This window comes from Guyparkeria hydrothermalis (assembly GCF_023555385.1).
Classification (GTDB): domain Bacteria; phylum Pseudomonadota; class Gammaproteobacteria; order Halothiobacillales; family Halothiobacillaceae; genus Guyparkeria; species Guyparkeria hydrothermalis_A.
Genome location: NZ_JAJSED010000001.1, coordinates 1,474,526 through 1,496,902 on the forward strand (window position 1 = coordinate 1,474,526; position 22,377 = coordinate 1,496,902).

The window sequence follows — 22,377 nt, forward strand, 5'->3', positions numbered from 1 at the left end:
GATCGAGCATCGTGGAGCGGGCATTACCTTGCAGAGGGATCGACACCTTATAGAAGGGAGGCGAATCGCACCGACATAGGCTTCACCCGTGCAGAGCAACCGCCCATCGGTATACTATGGCCGCTTTGCGTTCGGCTCGGTGCCGAGCCGCGTCCAGACACGATCTACACAAGAATTCCCATGAGTCAGCCTTCCATCGAAACGCGCTTCGACCTGTCGACCTTCCAGGGCCTGATCCTCGCCTTGCAGAGCTTCTGGGCCGAGCAGGGCTGCGCGGTCCTCCAGCCGCTGGACATCGAGGTCGGCGCCGGCACGTTCCACCCGGCCACCTTCCTGCGCTCGATCGGCCCGGAGCCGTGGCGTGCCGCCTACGTGCAGCCCTCGCGCCGGCCGACCGACGGTCGCTACGGCGACAACCCCAACCGACTGCAGCACTACTACCAGTTCCAGGTGCTGTTGAAGCCCTCGCCGGACAACATCCAGGAGCTCTACCTCGAGTCCCTGACCCGGCTGGGCTTCGACCCGCTGACCCATGACATCCGCTTCGTCGAGGACAACTGGGAATCGCCGACGCTGGGCGCCTGGGGCCTGGGCTGGGAGGTATGGCTCAACGGCATGGAGGTGACCCAGTTCACCTACTTCCAGCAGGTCGGCGGGCTCAACTGCCATCCGGTCTCCGGCGAGATCACCTACGGTCTCGAACGCCTGGCGATGTACCTGCAAGGGGTGGAGAACGTCTACGACCTGGTCTGGTCGCGCTCGGATGCCGGCGTCATCACCTACGGCGACGTCTACCACCAGAACGAGGTCGAGCAGTCGGCCTACAACTTCGAGCAGGCGGACACCGCGTTCCTGTTCCAGCACTTCGACCACGCCGAGGGCGAGTGCCAGCGCCTGGTGGAGGCCGACCTGCCGCTGCCGGCCTACGAGCAGGTGCTCAAGGCCTCGCACGCCTTCAACCTGCTCGACGCCCGCCGCGCGATCTCGGTGACCGAGCGCCAGCGCTTCATCCTGCGGGTGCGCGGCATGGCCCGCGCCGTGGCCGAGCGCTACTACGCCGCCCGCGAGGCGCTGGGCTTCCCGATGGCGGCCGGCAAGACCGACTAAGCCTCACCTACTAGGGCCACGAGACAGCTACGGGGCCGGACGGGCCACGAAGACTACGCATAACAGGTACGGACTTTCATGACTGACACGGCGGACTTTCTTTTCGAACTGGGCACCGAGGAACTCCCGCCCAAGGCACTGACCACCCTGCGCGACGCCCTTGAAGACGGCATCCGCGAGGGACTGGACGAGGCCGGCCTGGCGCACGGCAAGCTCACGGCCTACGCCGCCCCGCGCCGGCTTGCCGTGCTGGTCGACGACCTCGCCCGTGCCACCGAACCCAAGCCGGTCGAGCGTCGCGGCCCGGCGGTCAAGGCCGCCTTTGACGCCGACGGCAACCCCACCAAGGCGCTGACCGGCTTTGCCAGCGGCTGCGGTGTCGAACCCGACCAGCTCGAGACCATGAAGACCGACAAGGGCGAATGGCTGGTCCACCGCTACACCGAGCCGGGCCAGTCCGCCGCCGACCTGCTGCCCGGCATCGTCGAGCGCGCGCTGGACAAGCTGCCGGCGCCGAAGCGCATGCGCTGGGGCAGCTCGAAGGCCGAATTCATCCGCCCGGTGCACTGGGCACTCGCCCTGCACGGCAGCGACGTCGTCGACATGACCCTGTTCGACCACGCCGCCAGCAACCAAACCTTTGGTCACCGCTTCCACCACCCGGAGGCGCTGACCGTCAGCGCCCCGGCCGACTACGCCGCCACCCTGCAGAAACAGGGCCATGTGCTGGCCGACTTCGCCAAGCGCCGCGCCCACATCGAGGCGCAGGTCAAGGCGAAGGCCGACGAGATCGGCGGCCGGGCGCACATCGATACGGATCTCCTCGACGAAGTCACCGCGCTGGTCGAGTGGCCGGTGGCCGTCGCCGGCGAGTTCGAGGCCCGCTTCCTCGAGGTGCCGCACGAGGCGCTGATGTACACCATGCAGGACGACCAGAAGTACTTCCCGGTCCTGAATGGCGAGGGCGACCTGATGCCCTGGTTCATCACCGTCGCGAACATCGAGAGCCGCGACATGGAGGCGGTGCGCCACGGCAACGAGCGGGTCATCCGTCCGCGCTTCGCCGATGCGATGTTCTTCTGGGAGGGCGACCTCAAGACCCCGCTGGAATCACACCTCGAATCGCTCAAGCACCTGGTGTTCCAGAAGCGCCTGGGCAGCGTGTTCGACAAGGTGGTCCGCATCGAGCGCCTCGCTGAGAAGATCGCCGAGGAGATCGACGCCGAGCCGCAGGCCGCCCGCCGCGCCGCACGCCTGTCGAAGTGCGACCTGCAGACCCAGATGGTAGGCGAGTTCGCCGGCCTGCAGGGCACCATCGGCTACCACCTCGCCCGCCACGAGGGCATCGAGAAGGACGTCGCGATCGCGCTGGACGACCACTACCGCCCACGCCGCGCCGGCGACGACCTGCCGCGCAACAAGGTCGCCCAGACCGTGGCGCTGGCCGACCGGCTCGACACGCTGATGGGCATCTTCGCCATCGGCCAGGCACCCACCGGCGCCAAGGACCCGTTCGCCCTGCGCCGTGCTGCGCTGGGCGTGCTGCGCATCCTGGTCGAGCAGGAACTGGACCTCGACCTGGTCAACCTGCTGCTCGATGCCGCCGAAGGCCTCAAGGACAAGGTGCCGGAGGCCGAGGACCACGTCATGGGCGTGTTCGAGTTCGTCACCGAGCGCCAGCACCGCTACAGCCTCGACCGCGGCATCCGCAGCGACGTCTTCCAGGCCGTCTCCATGACCGGCACCCGCCGGCCGCTGGACTTCGAGCAGCGCATGCGGGCGGTCAATGCCTTCATCGAGCTGCCCGAGGCCGAGGCACTGGCCGCGGCCAACAAGCGCATCGGCAACATCCTCAAGAAGCACGACGGCCCGGCGCCGGAGAACGTCGACGAGACACGTCTGGTCGAGCCGGCCGAGCAGCGCCTGTCGGAGGCGGTCGACGCGATCGGCCCGCGCCTGGAGGGCTTTCTGGCCGAGGGCGACTACACCGCCGCGCTTACCACGCTGGCCGCCCTGCGCGAGCCGGTCGACGCGTTCTTCGACTCGGTGATGGTGATGGCCGACGACACGGCCCTGCGCGATAACCGCCTCGCGCTGCTGGCGCGGATCAATGCGCTGTTCCTCGCCATCGCCGACGTCTCCCAGCTGCAGGCCTGAGGCCGACGCGATGCTCACCTGGCTACGGACGGCCCTGTTCGCCCTGCTGGCCACGTGCTCGCTGGTGCTGCACACGCCGATCCTGCTCACCGGGCGCTTCCTGCCGTTCGAGCGGCGCTATCACCTGCTGTACTCGTTCGGCCGCTCGCTGGTGTGGCTGGCGCGGGTGATCACCGGCATCCGCTACGAGGTCGAGGGGCTCGAGCATCTCGACCCGGCTGGTGGCAACCTGGTCCTGGCCAAGCACCAGTCCACCTGGGAGACCATGTTCCTGCCCAGCGTGCTGCGACTGCCCGCCTTCGTCCTCAAGCGCGAATTGCTGCGCATCCCGGTGTTCGGCCAGGGACTCAAGGCCGTCGGCCCGGTCGCGATCGACCGCTCTGCCGGACGCAAAGCACTGGCGCAGATACTGACCCAGGGCAAGGCCGCGCTGGCCGACCGCCGCGATGTGGTGGTCTTCCCGGAAGGCACCCGCCGACTGCCGGGGGCGGCGCCCCACTACCGCATCGGCGGCGCCATGCTGGCCGAGCGCAGCAACGCCCGAGTCGTACCGGTCGCGATCGACTCGGGTTGCCTGTGGCCCAAGACGGGCTTTCGCATGCGCGCCGGTACCATTCACGTGGTCTTCGGCCCGCCGATCGAGACGGAGGGCCGGACGGCCGGAGAGATCAACCGCGCCACCCAGGAGTGGATCGAGGCAACACAGGAGGCTCTTTATACCCGCCATGGCTGCCCCAACCACATATCAGACTCTGCTTGACGACGCCCTCGCCCGCATCCATCGCGGCGAAACCCCCGAAAACGATCTCACCGCGCGTCTGGCCAATACGACGTCACTCGGGCTGACCGACCAGCGCGGCATCGGTGGCGGCTGCATTGCCGATGCCACCCGATTGGAAACCTCCGCCGGGCCGCTATTCCTCAAGACCCACCCCGACCGCAACGACGGCATGTTCCCCGCCGAAGGGCGTGGACTCGAGGCATTGGGCACGCGCATCCGCACCCCGCAGGTAGTCGCCGCGGGGAGCATCGACGGCACCGCCTACCTGCTGCTGGAATGGCTCGATCTCGGTTCGGTGGACGGCGCGGCGCTGGGCGAGGCAATGGCCGAGCTGCATGCCGAGCCTCAGACGGCTTTCGGCTGGCACGAGGACAACTTCATCGGCGCGATGCCGCAGCTGGGTGGCGAGGACGACGACTGGGCCCGCTTCTACGGCCAGCGACGCCTCGCGCCCCAACTCGACTGGGCAACCGAGCGCGGTCTGTCGGGCAACACCATCGATGCCGGTCACAAGCTGGTCGACGCCCTGCCCGCCTTCTTCAGCGACTACCAGCCGTACCCGGCGCTGATCCACGGTGACATGTGGGGGGCGAATCACGGCGCGCTCACCGACGGCACCCCGGTACTGTTTGATCCGGCCACCTACCGGGCCGACCGCGAGGCCGAGATCGCCATGACCGAACTGTTCGGCGGCTTTGCGCCAAGATTCTACCGCGCCTACGAGGCGCACCTGCCGCTGGACGCCGGCTACCGGGTGCGCAAGACGCTCTACAACCTCTATCACGTCCTCAACCACTTCAACCTGTTCGGCGGCGGTTACGGCAGCCGCGCCGACGGCATGATCCGCCAGCTACTCGCCGAGATTCGCTGAAGGAGGATTCCATGAGCAACGAGTCACCCCGTGCGCTGATCACCGGCAACAGCAGTGGCCTCGGGCTGGGCCTGAGCCACGCCCTGCTCGACCGCGGCTATCAGGTCCACGGCTGCAGCCGCCGAGGCTGTGCCGCGCTGGCCGACCGGGTCGTGGACGTCCACTGTGACCTGTCCGACTTCGACACCATCGGCCCAGCACTGGACCAGCTGCTGGCCGGGGTCGAGCGGCTCGATCTGGTGGCACTGAACGCCGGCATCCTGGGCGAGATCGAGGACATGAGCCGGATGTCGGTCGCGCGACTGGCCGAGATCATGGACATCAACGTCTGGTCGAACAAGGTGATCCTCGACTGGCTGCTCGACTCCGGCATCGCCATCGACCAGATCGTGGCCATTTCCTCGGGGGCGGCGGTGCTGGGCAACCGTGGCTGGGGCGGCTACGCGCTCTCCAAGGCGACCCTGAACATGCTCTGCCGGCTGTACGCCCATGAGTTCCCGGACACCCATGTGGCCGCGATCGCTCCGGGGCTGATTGACACCCGCATCATCGACACCCTGTGCGACCTGAAGGACACCGAGCGCTTCCCGGCGCTGGCGCGCATCCACGCCGCGCGCGGTACCGAAGCCTTGCTGTCGCCGGCAGCCGCCGCCGAACGCCTTCTCGAGGCACTGCCGGCCCTGAAGGATTTCGAGAGCGGCAGCTTCGTCGACGTCCGCCAGATCCTTGCTCCCGAGGAATACGAGGAACTGATGGCCGCCCGCAATCGGCCGGGCCGCTGACCCGCCCGCCCAATCGAACAGACAGCAAAAAGCCCCGCCGGTAATGCCGACGGGGCTTTCTCGTTTATGGCGGAGAGAGAGGGATTCGAACCCTCGAAGGGGCTATAAACCCCTTACTCCCTTAGCAGGGGAGCGCCTTCAGCCACTCGGCCACCTCTCCTTTCAAGAGCGCCGCATGGTAGCGGCTTTGACAGCAAGAATCAACGGCCCGACAGGACCTGACCACCCGCCTTTGCGGCGGGCGGGGAAGAGCAGGATTCAACCGTTATCCCCGGGAGGGGGGGGGGGGGGCGGTCAAAACCGACACGGCTCCGAACCGATCAGCTCGAGGCGCTACCCTCGTCGCCTTCATCGGTCTCGCTCTTGATGCGCTGATAGATCTCCTCGCGATGCACGGCGACATCCTTGGGCGCATCAATACCGATTCGGACCTGGTTTCCCTTAATGCCGAGCACCGTGATGGCGACGTCGTCACCGATGCGCAGCACCTCACCAATTCGGCGGGTCAAAATCAACATATCTGGTCAGCCTCTGTGTTTTACGCCCCCGCATGTTTCCGTTGGGGGCCTTGCCGGATATTAGCCTGTGAGCTGGCAATCAGCTCAGAGACACCTCGGGGGTGTCCAGCTCGAAGGCATCGTGCAGGGCACGCACCGCGAGTTCCAGGTACTTGTCGTCGATCACCACGGAGATTTTGATCTCGGAGGTGGCGATCATGCGGATATTGATCTTCTCCTCGGCCAGCACCCGGAACATCTTCGACGCAATGCCGGCGTGCGAGCGCATGCCCACGCCCACCAGCGAGATCTTGACGATGTTGTGGTTGCCGGAAACCTCGCGCGCGCCAAGCTCGTCGGCGGTGGCACGCATCAGTTCGAGGGCCTTGTCGAAGTCGTTGCGATGAACCGTGAAGGTGAAATCGGTGGTCTCGTCGGCACCGATGTTCTGCAGGATCATGTCGACTTCGATGTTGGCGTCACCGATCGGGCCGAGGATCTTGTAGGCGATCCCCGGGCTGTCCGGCACGCCCTTGATAGTGAGCTGGGCCTCGTCCTTGTGGAACGCGATCCCGGAAATTACTGGTTCTTCCACGCCGTCTTCCTCCAGGGTAATCAGGGTGCCGGGGCCATCCTGGAACGAGGACAGCACCCGCATAGGCACGTTGTACTTGCCGGCGAACTCCACCGAGCGGATCTGCAGGACCTTCGAGCCCAGGCTGGCCATTTCCAGCATTTCCTCGAAAGTGATCCGGTCGAGACGGCGCGCCTTGGGCACGACCCGCGGGTCGGTAGTGTAGACGCCGTCGACGTCGGTGTAGATCTGGCACTCGTCGGCCTTGAGCGCCGCAGCCAGGGCCACCGCGGAGGTGTCGGAACCACCCCGACCGAGGGTGGTGATCTGGCCGTGCTCGTCCACGCCCTGGAAGCCGGCGACCACCACGACGCGACCAGCATCGAGATCGCCACGAATGGTGTCGGTGTCGATCGACTGGATACGCGCCTTGGTGTGCGTGCTGTCGGTGAGGATCCGCACCTGCGCGCCGGTGTATGACCGGGCATCCTGACCGCGCGCCTGCAGGGCCATGGACAGCAGCGCGATCGTCACTTGCTCGCCGGTCGCGACCAGCGTGTCCAGCTCGCGCGGGGTCGGATCGGCCTGGATCTCGTTGGCCATGCCGATCAGACGGTTGGTCTCGCCGCTCATCGCCGAGACCACCACGACGACCGAGTCGCCTTTTTCGGCGGCCCGCTGCACTCGCTCGGCAACCGCCTGGATACGTTCGACGCTACCGACCGAGGTACCGCCGTATTTCTGAACGATTAACGCCATATGGTTTCCTTAGCACCCGAATGCCGGTGCCAGCTCCTTGTCGCTGACGTGATTAAAGTCAAAGCAGCCGGGCAGTATAAACGGCCGGAAAAACTTTTTCACCCGTCAACCGGCCCTATCCCTTGACACGCGGGCGGCCGCCGGGTTCACCCCAGCTGCTCGGCAACCCACTGACGGGCCGCCGACAGGGCCTCGTCCAACCGCTCGGGCTGGCTGCCACCGGCCTGGGCCATGTCCGGCCGTCCACCGCCCTTGCCACCGACCTCGGCGGCGGCGACGTTGACCCAGTCGCCGGCCTTGAAGGTCTTGGTCAGGTCCTTGGACAGACCGGCCACCAGGCGCACCTTGCCCTCGTCGACGGTGCCGAGCAGGATCGCGGCGGTGCCAAGCTTGTCGCGCAACTTGTCCATGCTCTCGCGCAGCGTGCCGGCATCCGCGCCCGGCAGCGCGGCGACCAGCACCTTGGCCGAGCCGATGGTCTCGGCACTGTCGGCCAGCTCATCGCCACTGGCGGAGGCCAGCTCAGCCTTGATCCGGGCCAGTTCGCGCTCCAGCTGGCGCGAACGCTCCAGCATCTGAGCGACCCGCTCGGCCGCCTCGGTTTTCGGTCCACGCAACAACTCGGCGATCTCGCCGATGGTCTGGTCGGCACGCTCGGCCTCTGCCAGCGCCGTGGCGCCGGTGGCCGCCTCGATACGGCGTACACCGGAGGCCACGCCGGACTCGCCGAGGACCTTGAACAGGCCGATATCGCCCCCGCGGCGGGCATGAGTGCCGCCACAGAGCTCCATGGAGAACGGCCCCATGGTGACCACGCGCACCGTGTCGCCGTACTTCTCGCCGAACAGCGCCATCGCGCCGGCCTCACGGGCATCGTCGATCGCCATTTCCCGGGTCTCGACGGCGTGGTTCTCCCGGATCTGTGCGTTGACCAGTCGCTCGACCTCGGAGATTTGCTCGCGGGTGACCGGCTGGTCGTGCGAGAAGTCGAAGCGCAGCGCCTCGGGCGCGACGCGCGAGCCCTTCTGCTGGACGTGATCGCCCAGCACCTCGCGCAACGCGGCATGCAGCAGGTGCGTGGCGGAATGGTTGAGGCGAATCGCCGCACGCCGGTCGGCATCGATCCGAGCGGTGATCGCATCACCCGGGGCCATGCACCCGTCGGTGAGCGTGCCGTGATGCAAGAACACGCCACCCTGCTTCTGGGTGTCGTGCACGACGAAGCGGCCATTGGCGGACTCGATCACGCCGGTGTCGCCTACCTGACCGCCGGACTCGGCATAGAACGGCGTGCGATCGAGCGCGATCACGCCATCCTGCCCGCCCTCGAGCACCTCGGCCTGGCTGCCCTCACGCGCCACGGCGACCACCTGGGCCTCGAGCGACTCGTGCTCGTAGCCCTCGAAGGCGGTCGGCTCGTCGGTACCGATCTTGATGGTCTCGGCGGTGAAGTGGCTGGCTGCGCGCGACTGGGCGCGACGCTCGGCCATCTCCCGCTCGAAACCGGCCTCGTCGACCGACAGGCCGCGCTCACGCGCGATGTCCGCGGTCAGGTCCAGCGGGAAGCCGTGCGTGTCGTAGAGCTTGAAAGCGGTGTCGCCACTGATGGTGCCGCCCTCGGGCAGCTTGGCGACTGCCTGCTCGAGCACCTGCATGCCGGAAGCCAGTGTCTGCAGGAAGCGCTCTTCCTCGGCCAGGAGCACGCGTGCCACCTCGTCGGCGGCGTCGGCCAGCTCCGGATAGGCAGCGCCCATTTCCTTGACCAACGGGCCGACCAGCTTGTGGAAGAACGGCGCGTCCTGACCGAGCTTGTGGCCGTGACGGGCCGCGCGGCGGATGATCCGGCGCAGCACGTAGTCGCGCCCCTCGTTGCCGGGGCGCACACCATCGACGATCAGGAACGCGCAGGAACGGATGTGGTCGGCGATGACCTTGAGCGAGCTCGACGCGCGATCGGCCGCCCCGGTGGCCTCGGCGGCCGCGTCGAGCAGATGCTGGAACAGGTCGATCTGGTAGTTCGAGTGCACGCCCTGCATCACGGCGGCGAGACGCTCGAGGCCCATGCCGGTGTCCACCGACGGCTTGGGCAGATCCGAGAGCGTGCCGTCGGCCGCCCGGTCGTACTGCATGAAGACGATGTTCCAGATCTCGATGTACCGGTCGCCGTCCTCGTCCGGCGAGCCCGGCGGGCCACCCGGAACCTCGGGGCCGTGATCCCAGAAGATCTCCGAGCACGGGCCGCAGGGGCCGGTGTCGCCCATCTGCCAGAAGTTGTCCGAGCCGCCGCCCGGCTTGTCGCCGATCCGCAGGATGCGCTCCTCCGGCAGACCGATGTCGTCACGCCAGTGGGCGTAGGCCTCGTCGTCGGAGTCGTAGACGGTTACCAGCAGGCGCTCGGCGGGCAGACCGAGGGTCTCGGTCAGGAAGTCCCAGCCGTAGCGGATCGCCTCGCCCTTGAAGTAGTCGCCGAAGCTGAAGTTGCCCAGCATCTCGAAGAAGGTGTGGTGCCGGGCGGTGTAGCCGACGTTCTCGAGATCGTTGTGCTTGCCGCCGGCACGCACGCAGCGCTGCACCGAGACCGCGCGCGGATTGGCGCGCTTCTCCTGACCGAGGAAGGCCTCCTTGAACGGCACCATCCCGGCGTTGGTAAACAGAAGCGTCGGGTCATTGGCCGGAATCAACGACGAGGAAGGCACGACTTCGTGCCCCCGCTCGGCGAAGAAATCCAGGAAAGCTTGGCGAATCTCGGCGCTGGTTTTCATGCACGAACCATCTCGGAAAACGGGAGGACAAAGCGCGGATTGTAGCGCAGTCCGACGCCATTTCCGATGTGCAAAAACGAGAGCCAAACCCACCGGCTAGAGGGAGCCGTGATCCCCTTCTTCCGGCGCGGGCCACCAGCCGGCCAGTTCGTGGGAAAGATCGGGCGGAAAGCCGCGCCGGACGAGATGGCGGTGGCGCCGGGCCCGGTCGGGGAAATCCTCCGGTGGCTCGCGGTATCGAGACACCAGCTGGTCACGCGCCAGCGCCTCCCAATCGCGGGGCTCGGCAGCAAAGGCCTCGGCCACCACCGCCTCGTCGACACCCTGTCGGGCAAGCTCGTCGGCGATTCGATCAGGACCGTAGCGACGCGCCGAGCGCGCCCGGATCAGGCTCTCGGCGTAACGGCGATCCGACTGCCAGCCTTCCTCGACCAGCCGTTCGAGTACCGGCTCTATCTCATCGGCAGAAAAGCCGCGGTCAGCCAGCTTGCGCGACAGCTCCAACTGGCTGTGCTCGCGCCGGGCCAGCAGCCCCACCGCGCGCTTCTCGCAGTCGAGCTGGCGACGCTCCTCCTCGTCCACGGGACGTGGGCGGCCTTAGGAGGTCTCGTCGACCGGCGTCTCGCCGGCGTCTGTGGTCTCGGCGGCCGGCGCCGGCTTGGGCATCATGATCTCGCGAATCTGTGCCTCGATCTCCTCGGCCATCTCCGGGTTCTCGGCGAGGAACTGGCGGGCATTGTCCTTGCCCTGACCGATGCGCGTGTCGCCGTAGGAGTACCAGGCGCCGGCCTTCTGGATGATGCCGTGCTTGGCACCCAGGTCGACCAGTTCGAGCAGATGCGAGATGCCCTCGCCGTAGAGGATGTCGCAGTCGACCACCTTGAACGGCGGCGCCATCTTGTTCTTGACCACCTTGATGCGGGTCTGGTTGCCGATGACTTCCTCGCCCTTCTTCACCGCGCCCACCCGACGGATATCGAGACGCACGGAGGAGTAGAACTTGAGCGCGTTGCCGCCGGTCGTGGTCTCCGGGCTGCCGTAGGTGACGCCGATCTTCATCCGGATCTGGTTGATGAACATCACCATGCAGTTGGTGCGCTTGATGTTGCCGGTCAGCTTGCGCAGCGCCTGACTCATCAGGCGAGCCTGCAGGCCAACGTGGGAGTCGCCCATCTCGCCCTCGATTTCCGCCTTCGGCACCAGGGCGGCAACGGAGTCGACCACCACGGCATCCACCGCGCCGGAACGCACCAGCATGTCGGCGATCTCGAGCGCCTGCTCGCCGGTGTCCGGCTGACTTACCAGCAGGTCGTCGACGTTGACGCCGAGCTTCTCGGCATAGGTCGGATCGAGGGCGTGCTCGGCATCGATGAACGCGCAGGTGCCGCCGGCCTTCTGCGCCTGGGCCAGCACCTGCAGGGTGAGCGTGGTCTTGCCCGAGGATTCCGGACCGTAGATCTCGACCACCCGGCCGCGCGGCAAGCCGCCGATGCCAAGCGCGGCATCCAGCGCGATCGAGCCGGTACTGACCGAGGGGACATTCCGTCGTCCCTCGTCGTTCATGCGCATCACCGCTCCCTTGCCGAACTGGCGTTCGATCTGGGACAGGGCGGCACTCAGGGCCTTCTTGCGGTTCTCATCCATCAATCAACTCCCACCCCTTCGGGCTTGATATGCAGGCAACAGGGCATGGCCGACCTCCTGTCAGCCATGCGAAAAACGTCGATGTGATCAGGCCGCCGGCAGGACCGCCTCGATCCGGCCGATGGCCTCGCGCAGCGCATCCAGGCTGGTCGCGTAACTCAGGCGGACATGTCCCGGGGCGCCAAAGGCCGAGCCCGGCACCACCGCTACGCCGGCCTTCTCGAGCAGGTGCTCCGAGAAAGCGACGTCGTCGTCGATACCCAGCGCCGCCATCGCCGCCGAGACATCCGGGAAGCTGTAGAAGGCACCCTGGCCCGGCAGACAAGTGACACCTGGCAGCTCGTTGAGGGCCTCGACCACAAAGTCGTGGCGCTTGCGGAAAGCCGCCACCATGGCCTCGATTTCTGACTGGTCGCCGGCGATCGCCTCGCAGGCCGCCTTCTGGGCAACCGAGCAGGCACCCGAGGTGCTCTGCGACTGGATCACCTTCATCGCCTTGATCAGCTCGGCGGGACCGGCCGCGTAGCCGATCCGCCAACCGGTCATGGCGTAGGCCTTGCTCACCCCGTTGAGCACCACGGTACGCGGTGCGAGGTCCGGCGCCACCATGGCAATGTTCGAGAACGGCTCGTCGGCCCAGAGGATCTTCTCGTACATGTCATCAGTGGCGATGACGATCTCGGGATGATCGCGCAGGACGTCCGCGAGTTGCGCCCAGTCCTCGCGGGTGTAGGCCACGCCGGTCGGGTTGGACGGGCTGTTGAGCATCACCAGGCGAGTCTTGTCGGTGATCGCGGCGGCCAGCTGGCGCGGCGTCATCTTGAAGCCCTGGTCCTGGCCGGCGGAGACGATTACCGGCTCGCCACCGGCCAGGCGGACCATGTCCGGGTACGAAACCCAGTACGGCGCGGAAATGATGGCCTCGTCGCCCGGATTGAGCAGCGCCTGACAGAGATTGAAGATGCTCTGCTTGCCGCCGGTGGAGACAATGATCTGGTCGAGACCGTACTCGAGCCCCTGGTCGTTCTTGAGCTTGTCGGCAATCGCCTGACGCAGCTCGACAATCCCCTCGACCGCGGTGTAGCGGGTGAAACCGTCGCGGATCGCCTGAATGCCCGCCTCACCGATGTGCTTCGGCGTGTCGAAGTCCGGTTCGCCGGCACCGAGGCTGATGATGTCGCGCCCGGCGGCACGCAGTTCCGCCGCCTTGGCGGTGACGGCGAGTGTCGGCGAGGGACGGACCCGGCGGACCCGGTCGGAAAGGTTCATGTCGGCAATTGACTCCCTGGCAGGCGCTCGCGTGAGAGGCGAAAACACCGCACCACGTTGAATTGGTTTGGCCGGCATTTTACCGGAAACGCGGAACGGTTTCGAAGGGAGATGCGGGCAGCGCGGGGCCGGAATGGCCTCAATCCGCGGCGGCCAGCCGCTGACGACGGAACTCGAACAGGCAGACGGCCGTGGCCACCGAGACGTTCAGGCTTTCGACGCCGGGCGCCATCGGGATGTGGATCAACTGGTCGCAGCGTTCGCGGGTCAGGCGCCGCAGGCCGCCGCCCTCGGCGCCCATCACCAGCGCGACCGGCTCACGGGCGAAGTCGCTCTCGTACAGGGACACCGGCCCCTCGCCCGCCGCACCCACGATCCACAGGCCGCGGGCCTTGAGGTCGGCGAGTGTGCGGGCGAGATTGGTGACCTGGATGAAAGGCAGTCGTTCGGCCGATCCGGCCGAGGTCTTGCGGGCCGCCGCGGTGAGTCCGCAGGCGCGATCCTTGGGCGCGACCACCGCCAGCACGCCGGCCGCCTCGGCACCGCGCAGGCAAGCACCGAGGTTGTGCGGGTCGGTCACACCGTCGAGCACCAGCAGCAACGGCGACTCGGTCGCCTCGTCGAGCAAGGCGATCAGGTCGTTTTCGTCACCGGCCTGGCTGAGCGCGACCCGCGCGGCCACGCCCTGGTGGCGCAAGGGCTTGCCATCGCTGCGCAGCTTGTCGAACCAGGCGGGGTCACGGTTCTCCACCGGCACGCCGGATCGGTTGGCCAGCGACTGCAGCCGGCGGGCACGCTTGTCGTCACGCGACGAGAGGACTACCTGTTCGACTCGCTCGGGGTGGTCGCGCAGGGCGGCCTCGATGGCGTGAAAGCCGCCGATCCAGGTCAGCTCACCGGAGGGACGAGCCATCGTCGGGCCGATCAGTCGGACGAGTCGCCGGAGGACTCGCCACCCTGATCCGCGCCCTGGTCGCCGCCCTCATTGCCGCCGCTCTGCGGCTTGCGGCGACGGCGACGGCGCGGACGGCGCTTCTTGCCACCGCCCTCGCCGGAACCGGACTTGTCTTCGCCGCCACGCGACTCCTCGCCTCGGGAGACGTCACCCGACTCCCCTTCGTCGTCCGACGGCTCCTCGTCATCCGGCAGCATGAAGTCGATCTTGCGCTCGTCGAGGTCGACGCGCGCGACCCGCACCCGGATGGTGTCGTTGAGCGAGTAGGTCTTGCCGCTGCGCTCGCCCTTGAGCGAGACGGTCACCGGGTCGAAGTGATAGAAGTCGCGCTTGAGTGCGGTGATGTGCAACAGGCCCTCGACGAAGAAGTCCTTGAGCTCGACGAACAGGCCGAAGCCCAGCACCGAGGCCACCCGCCCTTCGTAGACGTTGCCGACCTTGTCGAGCATGAACTCGCACTTGAGCCAGTCGGTGGCCGCCCGCGTCGCCTCGTCGGCACGTCGCTCGTTGTTCGAGCAATGCTCGCCGACCAGCAGCATTTCCTCGTGGCTGTACGGGAAGTTCTCGGCCGCACCGGTACGCAACACGTGCCGGATGGCGCGATGCACCATCAGGTCCGGGTAGCGACGGATCGGAGAGGTGAAGTGCGCGTAATGCTCGTGGGCGAGACCGAAGTGGCCCAGGTTATCCGGCGCGTAGACCGCCTGCTGCAGCGAGCGCAGCAGCAGCGTCTGGATGGTGGCGAAGTCCGGACGCCCCTGCGCCTCGGCGATCAGGGCGTTGAAGTCCGCCGGGGTCGGCTTGTCGCCGCCACCGAGGGTCAGGCCCTTCTCCTTGAGCGAGGCACGCAGGTCGTCGATCTTCTCCGCGCCCGGACGGTCGTGCACCCGGTAGAGCGACGGGATCTTGCGCCGGGCGAGGAAGCGACCGGCGGCGACGTTCGCCGCGATCATGCACTCCTCGATGATCTTGTGGGCATCGTTGCGCTCGTAGGGCACGATCGCCTCGATCTTGCGGTTCTCGCCGAAGACGATCTTGGTCTCGATGGTGTCGAAGTCGATCGCCCCGCGCGATTCGCGCTCGGCACGCAGTACCTTGTAGAGCGAGTGCAGCGCCTCGAGCGGCTTGATCACGTGGCTGTGCTTGTCGCGCTCTTCCTGGTCGTCGTCGAGCAGCATGGCCGCGACGTTGTCGTAGGTCAGGCGCGCGTGGCTGCGCATCACGCCCTCGAAGAAACGCGAGCGGATGATCTGCCCCTGGCTGTTGATCAGCATCTCGGCACACAGGCAGAGGCGATCGACGTCCGGGTTCACCGAGCACAGACCGTTGGAGAGGATCTCGGGGAGCATCGGCACCACGCGCCCCGGGAAGTAGACCGAGGTCGCGCGGCGGAAGCCTTCCTCGTCCAGCGCCGAACCGATGCGCACGTAGTGCGAGACATCGGCAATCGCCACCAGCAGGCGGAAGCCCTTGGGGGTCGGCTCGCAGAAGACCGCGTCATCGAGATCCTTCGAGTCGGCGCCGTCGATGGTCACCAGCGGCACGTCGCGCAGGTCGACCCGGCCGACCTTGTCTTCCTCGGCGACCTGGTCGCTCATGTCCTCGACGTGCTCCGTCACCGGCTCCGGCCACTCGTGCGGGATGCCGTGGGCGCGGATGGCGACGTCGATCTCCATGCCCGGCGACATGTGGTCGCCGAGCACCTCGATGACCTTGCCGACCGGCTTGTGACGCTGGGTGGGCTGCTCGACCAGGGCGACCCGGACGATCTGGGCGTCCTTCGCTCCGCCCAGGGCCTCCATCGGAATCAGCACGTCCTGGGTCATGCGGGTGTTGTCGGGGATGACAAACGCCACGCCTGCCTCGATCACCAGCCGGCCGACGATCTCGGCGTTGGCCCGCTCGATCACCTCGACCAGCGCACCCTCGGGCCGACCGCGGCGATCCTCGCCGACCACCTGCACCACGGCGCGGTCGCCGTGCAGTAGCGCGCGCATGATCCGCGGCGAGAGGAAGACGTCGTTGCCACCCTCGTCCGGCACCAGGAAGCCGAAGCCGTCGCGGTGACCGATCACCCGGCCGCGCACCAGCTCTGCCTTGGTGACCGGCACGTAGCCGCCGCGCCGGTTGCGAATGGCCTGCCCGTCGCGCTCCATGGCGCGCAGGCGGCGGCGCAATCCCTCGATGCGCTCCTCGTCACCGTCGTAGCCGAGCTCGGTGATCAGCTTGTTGAGCGTGATCGGCCCGTCCTGCTTTGCCAGCAGATCGAGCAGGAACTCGCGACTGGCGACGGGGTTGTCGTATTTCTCGGCCTCGCGCGGGGCGTTCGGGTCTTCGAGGTTTGAATCGGTCATGGATACCTGAAAAGTGCGTCTGGAAAGTCGCTCGCGAAACACGGACTTAATCTTACGTGTCGGCGAGAGATATAGCCGGCCATCATAAAGGAAACTCCGCACCAATAGCCAATGCCTTGGCTTACCGGCCTTTTTCGCCACCAAGCCCGCAATTCAACGGCGGACCCGATGTAAAAATCCGAAAGCCCGGGCAGACTCGGCGACACCGCGGGCATGCACGCCGGAAAGCGCCGCAGGGAGTTCGGCGCTTCGTGCGGAGTTTCCGGGAGCAGCGTCATCGGAAAGCCGGGGCCCCAACCTATATACTCCCACCCCATGTCCGAACACCGTTTCCAGATCGCAACCGACTACCAGCCGGCCGGCGACCAGCCGCAGGCCATCGAGACGCTCGTCGAGGGCCTCACCGACGGCCTGATGCACCAGACCCTGCTGGGCGTGACCGGCTCGGGGAAGACCTTCACGATGGCCAACGTCATCAACGAGGTGCAGCGCCCGGCCATGGTGCTTGCGCCCAACAAGACGCTGGCCGCACAGCTCTACGGCGAGCTCAAGGGGTTCTTCCCGCACAACGCGGTCGAGTACTTCGTCTCCTACTACGACTACTACCAGCCGGAGGCCTACGTGCCGGCGTCGGACACCTTCATCGAGAAGGACGCCTCGGTGAACGAGCACATCGAGCAGATGCGCCTGTCGGCCACCAAGGCCCTGTTCGAGCGACGCGACGTGATCATCGTCGCCACCGTCTCCTCGATCTACGGTCTGGGCGATCCGGAGGCGTATCTCAAGATGATCCTGCACCTGGTGCGCGGCGAACCCGTGACCCAACGCCAGGTGATCCGTCGGCTGGCCGAGATGCAGTACACCCGCAACGACATGGAGTTCCGGCGCGGCACCTATCGCGTCCGCGGCGACGTGATCGACATCCACCCGGCCGAGGCCGACGACGAGGGCGTGCGCATCGAGCTGTTCGACGACGAGATCGAGCAGATCACCCTGTTCGATCCGCTCACCGGCCAGGTGCGCCGTCGGGTGCCTCGCTACACCGTCTATCCCTCGTCGCACTACGTCACCCCGCGCGGGCGGCTGCTGAGCGCGATCGAGCAGATCAAGGTCGAGCTCGACCAGCGACTCAAGGATCTGGAATCGCAGGACAAGCTGGTCGAAGCCCAGCGACTGGCGCAGCGCACGCGCTTTGACATCGAGATGATTCAGGAGCTCGGTTACTGCAACGGCATCGAGAACTACTCGCGCTATCTCTCAGGGCGTCAGCCCGGCGAGCCACCTCCCTGTCTCTACGATTACCTGCCGGCCGACGCGCTGCTGATCATCGACGAGTCGCACGTGACCGTCCCGCAGCTCGGCGGCATGTACAAGGGTGATCGTTCGCGCAAGGAGACCCTGGTCAACTTCGGCTTCCGCCTCCCTTCCGCCATGGACAACCGGCCGCTGAAGTTCGAGGAATTCGAGCGCCTGATGCCGCAGACGGTTTACGTCTCCGCCACGCCAGGGCCCTACGAGGAAACCCATTCCGACCAGGTGGCCGAGCAGGTGGTACGACCCACTGGACTGGTCGACCCCGAGATCGAGGTGCGGCCCGTGACGAGTCAGGTCGACGACCTGCTCTCCGAGATCCGCCTGCGGGTCGAGAAGAACCAACGGGTGCTGGTGACCGTGCTGACCAAGCGCATGGCCGAGGACCTGACCGACTACCTGATGGAACACGACGTGCGCGTGCGCTACCTGCACTCCGACATCGACACCGTCGAGCGCATGGAGATCATCCAGGATCTGCGCCTGGGCGAGTTCGACGTCGTGGTCGGCATCAACCTGCTGCGCGAGGGCCTCGACATCCCCGAGGTCTCCCTGATCGGCATACTCGATGCCGACAAGCAGGGTTTCCTCCGCTCTGAACGCTCCCTGATCCAGACGATCGGCCGGGCCGCGCGCAACCTCGAGGGCAAGGCAATCCTCTACGGCGACACCATCACGGATGCCATGCGCAAGGCGATCGACGAGACCGAGCGCCGCCGCGAGAAACAGCTGGCGCACAACGAGGCGATGGGCATCACGCCGCGCGGCATCGAGAAGAGCGTCGAGGACATACTCGAATCGGGGGAGTCACGTATTCCGGGCGCCCGCCCCGGGCGCAAACGGCGTGGTGCAGACAAGGCGGCGGAGCCCGCCGCCGACTACGCCGCCCTGTCACCGGACCAGGCCGCCAAGCGGATCAAGCAGCTGGAGGCCGACATGCATCGGCACGCGCGCGACCTCGAGTTCGAGGCGGCCGCCCAGGCACGGGACGAACTGCAGAAGCTCAAAGAAGGCTTCTTCGGCGCGATCGAGCCGGGATACAGTGACGACTAGGCGGCAAGGCCACTGACACAAAAAAGGCCGGCCCACATGGGCCGGCCTTTTTTCTTCTGCGATGCGATCGAGCGTTAGCCGCCCTGCTTCTGCATCTGCATCGCCTTCTGGCGCAGCTCCTTCATTTCGCGCGCCTTGCTCTCCATCTTGGAGAAGAGCTTGTCCGCCTCCGGATTGCTCTCCTGCATCTCCGCCTTCACGTCGGCACGCAGCTCCTGAGCCATGCTCTGGACTTCCTCGTCCTCGAACGCCTTCTGCTGGCGCTGCTGGAATTCACGCTGCTTTTCACGGAACGCCTGGACTTCGGCCTTGCTCGGCTGCTTGTCGCCACCCTGGTACTTCGCCATGGTGGCCTTCATCTCTTCGAATTCCTTCTTCGCGTCGTAGCCGTCACCGGACATCTTCTCGGCGATCATGTCCTGAAGCTCGTCGCGCTTCTCACCCAGCTCCGGGTTGTTCTTGTAGGCCTGCTGTTCGAGGCGGCTGAGCTCGGCCTGGGTCTGCTGGAGCTCCTGTTGTACCGCGCGCATCTCTTCCATCAGCTGGCGCTGTTCGTCGGTCAGCTCCGGCGCCTGCCCCTGAGCCGATGGCGCACCGCCCTGCTGGGCTACCGCTGCACCGCTGAAGGCGAGCACCGCGGAAACACCGGCAGCCATCATGGACTTGCGCAACTTCTGGTTCCAAACGGTCATGCAATCACTCCTCGTTTAAATGTATCGGCTTTGCATCCGACATGCGGGGCACCGAAACCCATGGAAACGTGCGACCTTACGGCACGGCGGAAAGTTCCACCTGGGCGATGCCGGGGCCGAGAGAATCACTGCATCCTAGGAGAGCCCGCCCCACATATCAACCAACGCGCATACTCGCGCGCCCGAACCCGTCCCTTTTGCTAAGCTCGGCGATCAATTCATCGGATGAGAGGCAACCCAAGACCATGATCGACGAGAAAACCAGTCCCCACGACTTCGAAACGACCTGTCAACGGCTGACGGACGCGGTGCCGGCCAACGGTTTCGGTCTACTGCACATCCACGACATCCACGGCACGCTCAACGCCAAGGGCGTCGACTTCGCTCCGCAGTGCCGGGTGTTCGAGGTCTGCAATCCCAAGCGGGCCGCCGAGGTGCTCGCGGTGCGCATGGACCTGGCAAACGCCCTGCCGTGCCGAATTGCCGTATACGAGCGTGATGGGGACGTGATCGTCTCCATGATTCGCCCCTCCGAGATGCTCGCCATCCTCAGTGACGACAAGGATCTGGCGAGCGTCGCGACCGACGTCGAGCAGACCATGAACCGCATGATGGACGAGACGGTCAGCGCCTGACGCACTCGACGCATCCAAAGCGCAGCACAAACAAAAAGCCCGCCTTGAAGGCGGGCTTTTTTTGCGAGGCGAACGGGCTCGACGCCCACAGCCAACCGAAACTTACTCGGCGGCAGCTTCCTCGGTCGCAGCGGCCGGCTCGGCCTTGCGCTCGACCAGTTCGACGTAGGCCATCGGGGCCGCGTCGCCGGCGCGGTAACCGCACTTCAGGATGCGCAGGTAACCACCGTTACGCTCCTTGAAACGCGGACCAACGTCCGTGAACAGCTTGCCGACGGTCGTCTTGTTACCGACCTTGGCGAAGGCACGGCGACGGGCAGCGACGCTGTCGTCCTTGGCCAGGGTGATCAGCGGCTCGGCGACGCGGCGCAGTTCCTTGGCCTTCGGGACGGTCGTCTTGATGACTTCGTGCTCGATCAGGGCGTTGGTCAGCGAACGCATCAGCGCCTTGCGCTGCGAGGCGTTGCGACCCAGTTGCCGACCGGATTGACGATGACGCATGTCAAATACTCCAAAAAATATCGTTAAATCTTGGACTCGCTCAGATTCTGGAGCTCGGCCGGCGGCCAGTTCTCCAGCTTCTGCCCCAGGGACAGGCCCTGCTTGGCGAGTACGTCCTTGATCTCAGTCAGGGACTTCTTGCCAAGGTTCGGGGTCTTGAGCAATTCCATTTCCGACCGTTGGATCAGGTCGCCGATGTAGTAGATGTTCTCAGCCTTGAGGCAGTTCGCCGAGCGGACGGTCAGCTCCAGGTCGTCGACCGGACGCAGCAGGACCGGGTCGACCGACGGGGCCTGCTCTTCGACCGGCTCCGCCTTCTCAGCCTTCAGGTCTACCAGCACGGACAGCTGGTCAACCAGAATGCCGGCGGCCTGCCGGATCGCGTCCTCGGCGGAAATCGAACCGTTGGTCTCGATGTCCAGCACCAGCGAATCGAGGTCGGTCCGCTGCTCGACACGAGCACGCTCGACCGAGTACGCCACACGGCGCAGCGGCGAGAACGACGCGTCGATCAGCAGTCGACCGACCGCAGTCTCTTCGTCTTCGCGACGGGCGCTCGCCGGGACGTAGCCCATACCGCGCTCGACCTTGAAGGTCATGTTCAGTTCGGCGTCATCACGCAGCGTGGCGATGACGTGATCCGGATTCATGATCTCCACCGAGTGATCCGCCTTGATGTCGGCGGCAGTCACGGTGCCCGGACCGGCCTTCTTGATGCTGAGCACAGCCTCTTCGCGGCCGTGCATGGTGATCGACAGACCCTTGAGGTTCAGCAGGATCTCGAGCACGTCCTCCTGGACGCCCTCAAGAGCACTGTACTCGTGCAGGATCCCTTCGATCTCCGCTTCGGTAACGGCCACGCCCGGGATGGACGAGAGCAGGATACGCCGCAACGCATTGCCCAGCGTGTAGCCGAACCCACGCTCCAACGGCTCCAGCACCACGCGCGCATGGGTGTCGTCGATCGTTTCCACGTCGACCAGGCGCGGCTTGAGAAGCTCTGTAGAACCCAGTTGCATTACGTACCCCCGAAAACCGTTTACTTCGAATACAGCTCGACGACGAGCGATTCGTTGATGTCCGCCGGCAGTTCATCCCGAGTCGGGACGGCCTTGAAGACGCCTTCCATCTTGCTGGAGTCGACCGAGATCCACGGCACGACTTCGCGCTGTGCGGCCAGTTCGAGGGCATCCTTGACGCGCTGCTGCTTCTTCGCCTTTTCGCGCACGGATACGGTGTCCTCGGTGGAGACCTGGTACGACGGGATGTTTACCACTTCGCCGTTGACCATGATGCCGCGGTGGGAAACCAGCTGACGCGCTTCAGCGCGAGTGGCGCCAAAGCCCATGCGGTACGCGACGTTGTCCAGTCGGCACTCGAGGATCTGCAGCAGGTTCTCGCCGGTTGAGCCTTTCATCTGCGCCGCACGCTTGTAGTAGTTGCGGAACTGGCGTTCGAGAACACCGTAGGTGCGACGAAGCTTCTGCTTCTCACGCAGCTGCAGACCGTAGTCTGAAACCTTCTGGCGACGGCCGGAGCCGTGCTGACCGGGGGCGCGGTCGTGATGGCACTTGTCTTCCAGTGCGCGCACGCCGGACTTCAGGAACAGATCCGTGCCTTCGCGCCGGGCGAGTTTACAAGTAGGACCGAGATAACGAGCCATAAGTCAAATA

The 22,377-nt window shown here is 66.0% G+C and carries 19 protein-coding genes and 1 tRNA gene; 7 read left to right on the top strand and 13 right to left on the bottom strand.

Annotated features, from left to right (window positions below; all coding sequences use genetic code 11):
• Nucleotides 1-180: 180 nt before the first annotated feature.
• The 5 genes from glyQ to LV476_RS06820 all read left to right on the top strand — a co-directional run bounded on the left by glyQ (nt 181) and on the right by LV476_RS06820 (nt 5,698).
• Nucleotides 181-1,107: a glycine--tRNA ligase subunit alpha gene (glyQ, locus tag LV476_RS06800; protein ID WP_250074675.1), complete on the top strand. Its 927-nt coding sequence runs from the start codon at nt 181-183 to the stop codon at nt 1,105-1,107.
• A gap of 78 nt (nt 1,108-1,185) precedes the next feature.
• The gene (glyS, locus tag LV476_RS06805; RefSeq protein WP_250074677.1) at nt 1,186-3,264 is read left to right on the top strand and encodes a glycine--tRNA ligase subunit beta; all 2,079 of its coding nucleotides are present in this window, start codon (nt 1,186-1,188) and stop codon (nt 3,262-3,264) included.
• A gap of 10 nt (nt 3,265-3,274) precedes the next feature.
• Complete coding sequence (locus LV476_RS06810) at nt 3,275-4,024, top strand: lysophospholipid acyltransferase family protein (protein ID WP_250074681.1); 750 nt, start codon at nt 3,275-3,277, stop codon at nt 4,022-4,024.
• The gene (locus LV476_RS06815; protein WP_250074683.1) at nt 3,990-4,916 is read left to right on the top strand and encodes a fructosamine kinase family protein; all 927 of its coding nucleotides are present in this window, start codon (nt 3,990-3,992) and stop codon (nt 4,914-4,916) included. The genes LV476_RS06810 and LV476_RS06815 overlap by 35 nt, the downstream gene beginning before the upstream one ends.
• A gap of 11 nt (nt 4,917-4,927) precedes the next feature.
• On the top strand, nt 4,928-5,698 hold the full coding sequence (locus tag LV476_RS06820) for an SDR family NAD(P)-dependent oxidoreductase (RefSeq protein ID WP_250074685.1): 771 nt from the start codon (nt 4,928-4,930) through the stop codon (nt 5,696-5,698).
• Between the two features lie 67 nt (nt 5,699-5,765).
• On the opposite strand, the gene LV476_RS06825 is transcribed toward LV476_RS06820, so the two are convergent.
• From LV476_RS06825 to rnr, 9 genes are all read right to left on the bottom strand, one after another.
• Nucleotides 5,766-5,858: transfer RNA gene (locus LV476_RS06825), tRNA-Ser, on the bottom strand.
• A gap of 160 nt (nt 5,859-6,018) precedes the next feature.
• Nucleotides 6,019-6,216 (bottom strand): carbon storage regulator CsrA, encoded by a 198-nt coding sequence (gene csrA, locus LV476_RS06830; RefSeq protein ID WP_250074687.1) that lies wholly within the window; start codon nt 6,214-6,216, stop codon nt 6,019-6,021.
• 79 nt (nt 6,217-6,295) lie between these two features.
• The gene (locus LV476_RS06835; RefSeq protein ID WP_250074689.1) at nt 6,296-7,528 is read right to left on the bottom strand and encodes an aspartate kinase; all 1,233 of its coding nucleotides are present in this window, start codon (nt 7,526-7,528) and stop codon (nt 6,296-6,298) included.
• 146 nt (nt 7,529-7,674) lie between these two features.
• Nucleotides 7,675-10,290, bottom strand: a complete 2,616-nt coding sequence (gene alaS, locus LV476_RS06840) for an alanine--tRNA ligase (RefSeq protein WP_250074691.1) — start codon at nt 10,288-10,290, stop codon at nt 7,675-7,677.
• Between the two features lie 96 nt (nt 10,291-10,386).
• On the bottom strand, nt 10,387-10,872 hold the full coding sequence (locus tag LV476_RS06845) for a regulatory protein RecX (protein ID WP_250074693.1): 486 nt from the start codon (nt 10,870-10,872) through the stop codon (nt 10,387-10,389).
• A gap of 15 nt (nt 10,873-10,887) precedes the next feature.
• Nucleotides 10,888-11,934 (bottom strand): recombinase RecA, encoded by a 1,047-nt coding sequence (gene recA, locus LV476_RS06850; protein ID WP_250074695.1) that lies wholly within the window; start codon nt 11,932-11,934, stop codon nt 10,888-10,890.
• A gap of 87 nt (nt 11,935-12,021) precedes the next feature.
• The gene (locus tag LV476_RS06855; RefSeq protein WP_250074698.1) at nt 12,022-13,203 is read right to left on the bottom strand and encodes a pyridoxal phosphate-dependent aminotransferase; all 1,182 of its coding nucleotides are present in this window, start codon (nt 13,201-13,203) and stop codon (nt 12,022-12,024) included.
• A gap of 139 nt (nt 13,204-13,342) precedes the next feature.
• Nucleotides 13,343-14,116 (bottom strand): 23S rRNA (guanosine(2251)-2'-O)-methyltransferase RlmB, encoded by a 774-nt coding sequence (rlmB, locus tag LV476_RS06860; RefSeq protein WP_250074700.1) that lies wholly within the window; start codon nt 14,114-14,116, stop codon nt 13,343-13,345.
• An 11-nt stretch (nt 14,117-14,127) separates the two neighbouring features.
• Complete coding sequence (gene rnr / locus LV476_RS06865) at nt 14,128-16,512, bottom strand: ribonuclease R (RefSeq protein ID WP_250074702.1); 2,385 nt, start codon at nt 16,510-16,512, stop codon at nt 14,128-14,130.
• A gap of 315 nt (nt 16,513-16,827) precedes the next feature.
• Here rnr and uvrB point away from each other — a divergent pair, with 315 nt between their 5' ends.
• Nucleotides 16,828-18,876, top strand: a complete 2,049-nt coding sequence (gene uvrB, locus LV476_RS06870) for an excinuclease ABC subunit UvrB (RefSeq protein WP_250074703.1) — start codon at nt 16,828-16,830, stop codon at nt 18,874-18,876.
• 74 nt (nt 18,877-18,950) lie between these two features.
• On the opposite strand, the gene LV476_RS06875 is transcribed toward uvrB, so the two are convergent.
• On the bottom strand, nt 18,951-19,568 hold the full coding sequence (locus LV476_RS06875) for a hypothetical protein (RefSeq protein WP_250074706.1): 618 nt from the start codon (nt 19,566-19,568) through the stop codon (nt 18,951-18,953).
• Nucleotides 19,569-19,813: 245 nt separating this feature from the next.
• Here LV476_RS06875 and LV476_RS06880 point away from each other — a divergent pair, with 245 nt between their 5' ends.
• Entirely contained in the window at nt 19,814-20,203 is a 390-nt protein-coding gene (locus LV476_RS06880; protein WP_250074708.1) for a DUF302 domain-containing protein, read from the top strand.
• A 102-nt stretch (nt 20,204-20,305) separates the two neighbouring features.
• Here LV476_RS06880 and rplQ read toward each other — a convergent pair whose 3' ends face one another.
• The 3 genes from rplQ to rpsD are packed head-to-tail and all read right to left on the bottom strand — an operon-like array spanning nt 20,306 to nt 22,367.
• Nucleotides 20,306-20,704: a 50S ribosomal protein L17 gene (rplQ, locus tag LV476_RS06885; RefSeq protein WP_250074710.1), complete on the bottom strand. Its 399-nt coding sequence runs from the start codon at nt 20,702-20,704 to the stop codon at nt 20,306-20,308.
• 23 nt (nt 20,705-20,727) lie between these two features.
• Nucleotides 20,728-21,723, bottom strand: a complete 996-nt coding sequence (locus tag LV476_RS06890; protein WP_250074711.1) for a DNA-directed RNA polymerase subunit alpha — start codon at nt 21,721-21,723, stop codon at nt 20,728-20,730.
• Nucleotides 21,724-21,743: 20 nt separating this feature from the next.
• Nucleotides 21,744-22,367: a 30S ribosomal protein S4 gene (gene rpsD / locus LV476_RS06895; RefSeq protein WP_250074713.1), complete on the bottom strand. Its 624-nt coding sequence runs from the start codon at nt 22,365-22,367 to the stop codon at nt 21,744-21,746.
• Nucleotides 22,368-22,377 lie beyond the last annotated feature (10 nt).

Bases quoted from the DNA above. Each gene is read 5' to 3' on its own strand.
- LV476_RS06820 (WP_250074685.1), top strand. From the start codon at position 4,928: ATGAGCAACGAGTCACCCCGTGCGCTGATCACCGGCAACAGCAGTGGC.
- LV476_RS06880 (WP_250074708.1), top strand. From the start codon at position 19,814: ATGATCGACGAGAAAACCAGTCCCCACGACTTCGAAACGACCTGTCAA.
- LV476_RS06875 (WP_250074706.1), bottom strand. From the start codon at position 19,568: ATGACCGTTTGGAACCAGAAGTTGCGCAAGTCCATGATGGCTGCCGGT.
- uvrB (WP_250074703.1), top strand. From the start codon at position 16,828: ATGTCCGAACACCGTTTCCAGATCGCAACCGACTACCAGCCGGCCGGC.
- rnr (WP_250074702.1), bottom strand. From the start codon at position 16,512: ATGACCGATTCAAACCTCGAAGACCCGAACGCCCCGCGCGAGGCCGAG.
- LV476_RS06835 (WP_250074689.1), bottom strand. From the start codon at position 7,528: ATGGCGTTAATCGTTCAGAAATACGGCGGTACCTCGGTCGGTAGCGTC.
- glyS (WP_250074677.1), top strand. From the start codon at position 1,186: ATGACTGACACGGCGGACTTTCTTTTCGAACTGGGCACCGAGGAACTC.
- LV476_RS06890 (WP_250074711.1), bottom strand. From the start codon at position 21,723: ATGCAACTGGGTTCTACAGAGCTTCTCAAGCCGCGCCTGGTCGACGTG.
- csrA (WP_250074687.1), bottom strand. From the start codon at position 6,216: ATGTTGATTTTGACCCGCCGAATTGGTGAGGTGCTGCGCATCGGTGAC.
- rlmB (WP_250074700.1), bottom strand. From the start codon at position 14,116: ATGGCTCGTCCCTCCGGTGAGCTGACCTGGATCGGCGGCTTTCACGCC.
- alaS (WP_250074691.1), bottom strand. From the start codon at position 10,290: ATGAAAACCAGCGCCGAGATTCGCCAAGCTTTCCTGGATTTCTTCGCC.
- LV476_RS06855 (WP_250074698.1), bottom strand. From the start codon at position 13,203: ATGAACCTTTCCGACCGGGTCCGCCGGGTCCGTCCCTCGCCGACACTC.
- glyQ (WP_250074675.1), top strand. From the start codon at position 181: ATGAGTCAGCCTTCCATCGAAACGCGCTTCGACCTGTCGACCTTCCAG.
- rpsD (WP_250074713.1), bottom strand. From the start codon at position 22,367: ATGGCTCGTTATCTCGGTCCTACTTGTAAACTCGCCCGGCGCGAAGGC.
- rplQ (WP_250074710.1), bottom strand. From the start codon at position 20,704: ATGCGTCATCGTCAATCCGGTCGGCAACTGGGTCGCAACGCCTCGCAG.
- LV476_RS06815 (WP_250074683.1), top strand. From the start codon at position 3,990: ATGGCTGCCCCAACCACATATCAGACTCTGCTTGACGACGCCCTCGCC.
- LV476_RS06810 (WP_250074681.1), top strand. From the start codon at position 3,275: ATGCTCACCTGGCTACGGACGGCCCTGTTCGCCCTGCTGGCCACGTGC.
- recA (WP_250074695.1), bottom strand. From the start codon at position 11,934: ATGGATGAGAACCGCAAGAAGGCCCTGAGTGCCGCCCTGTCCCAGATC.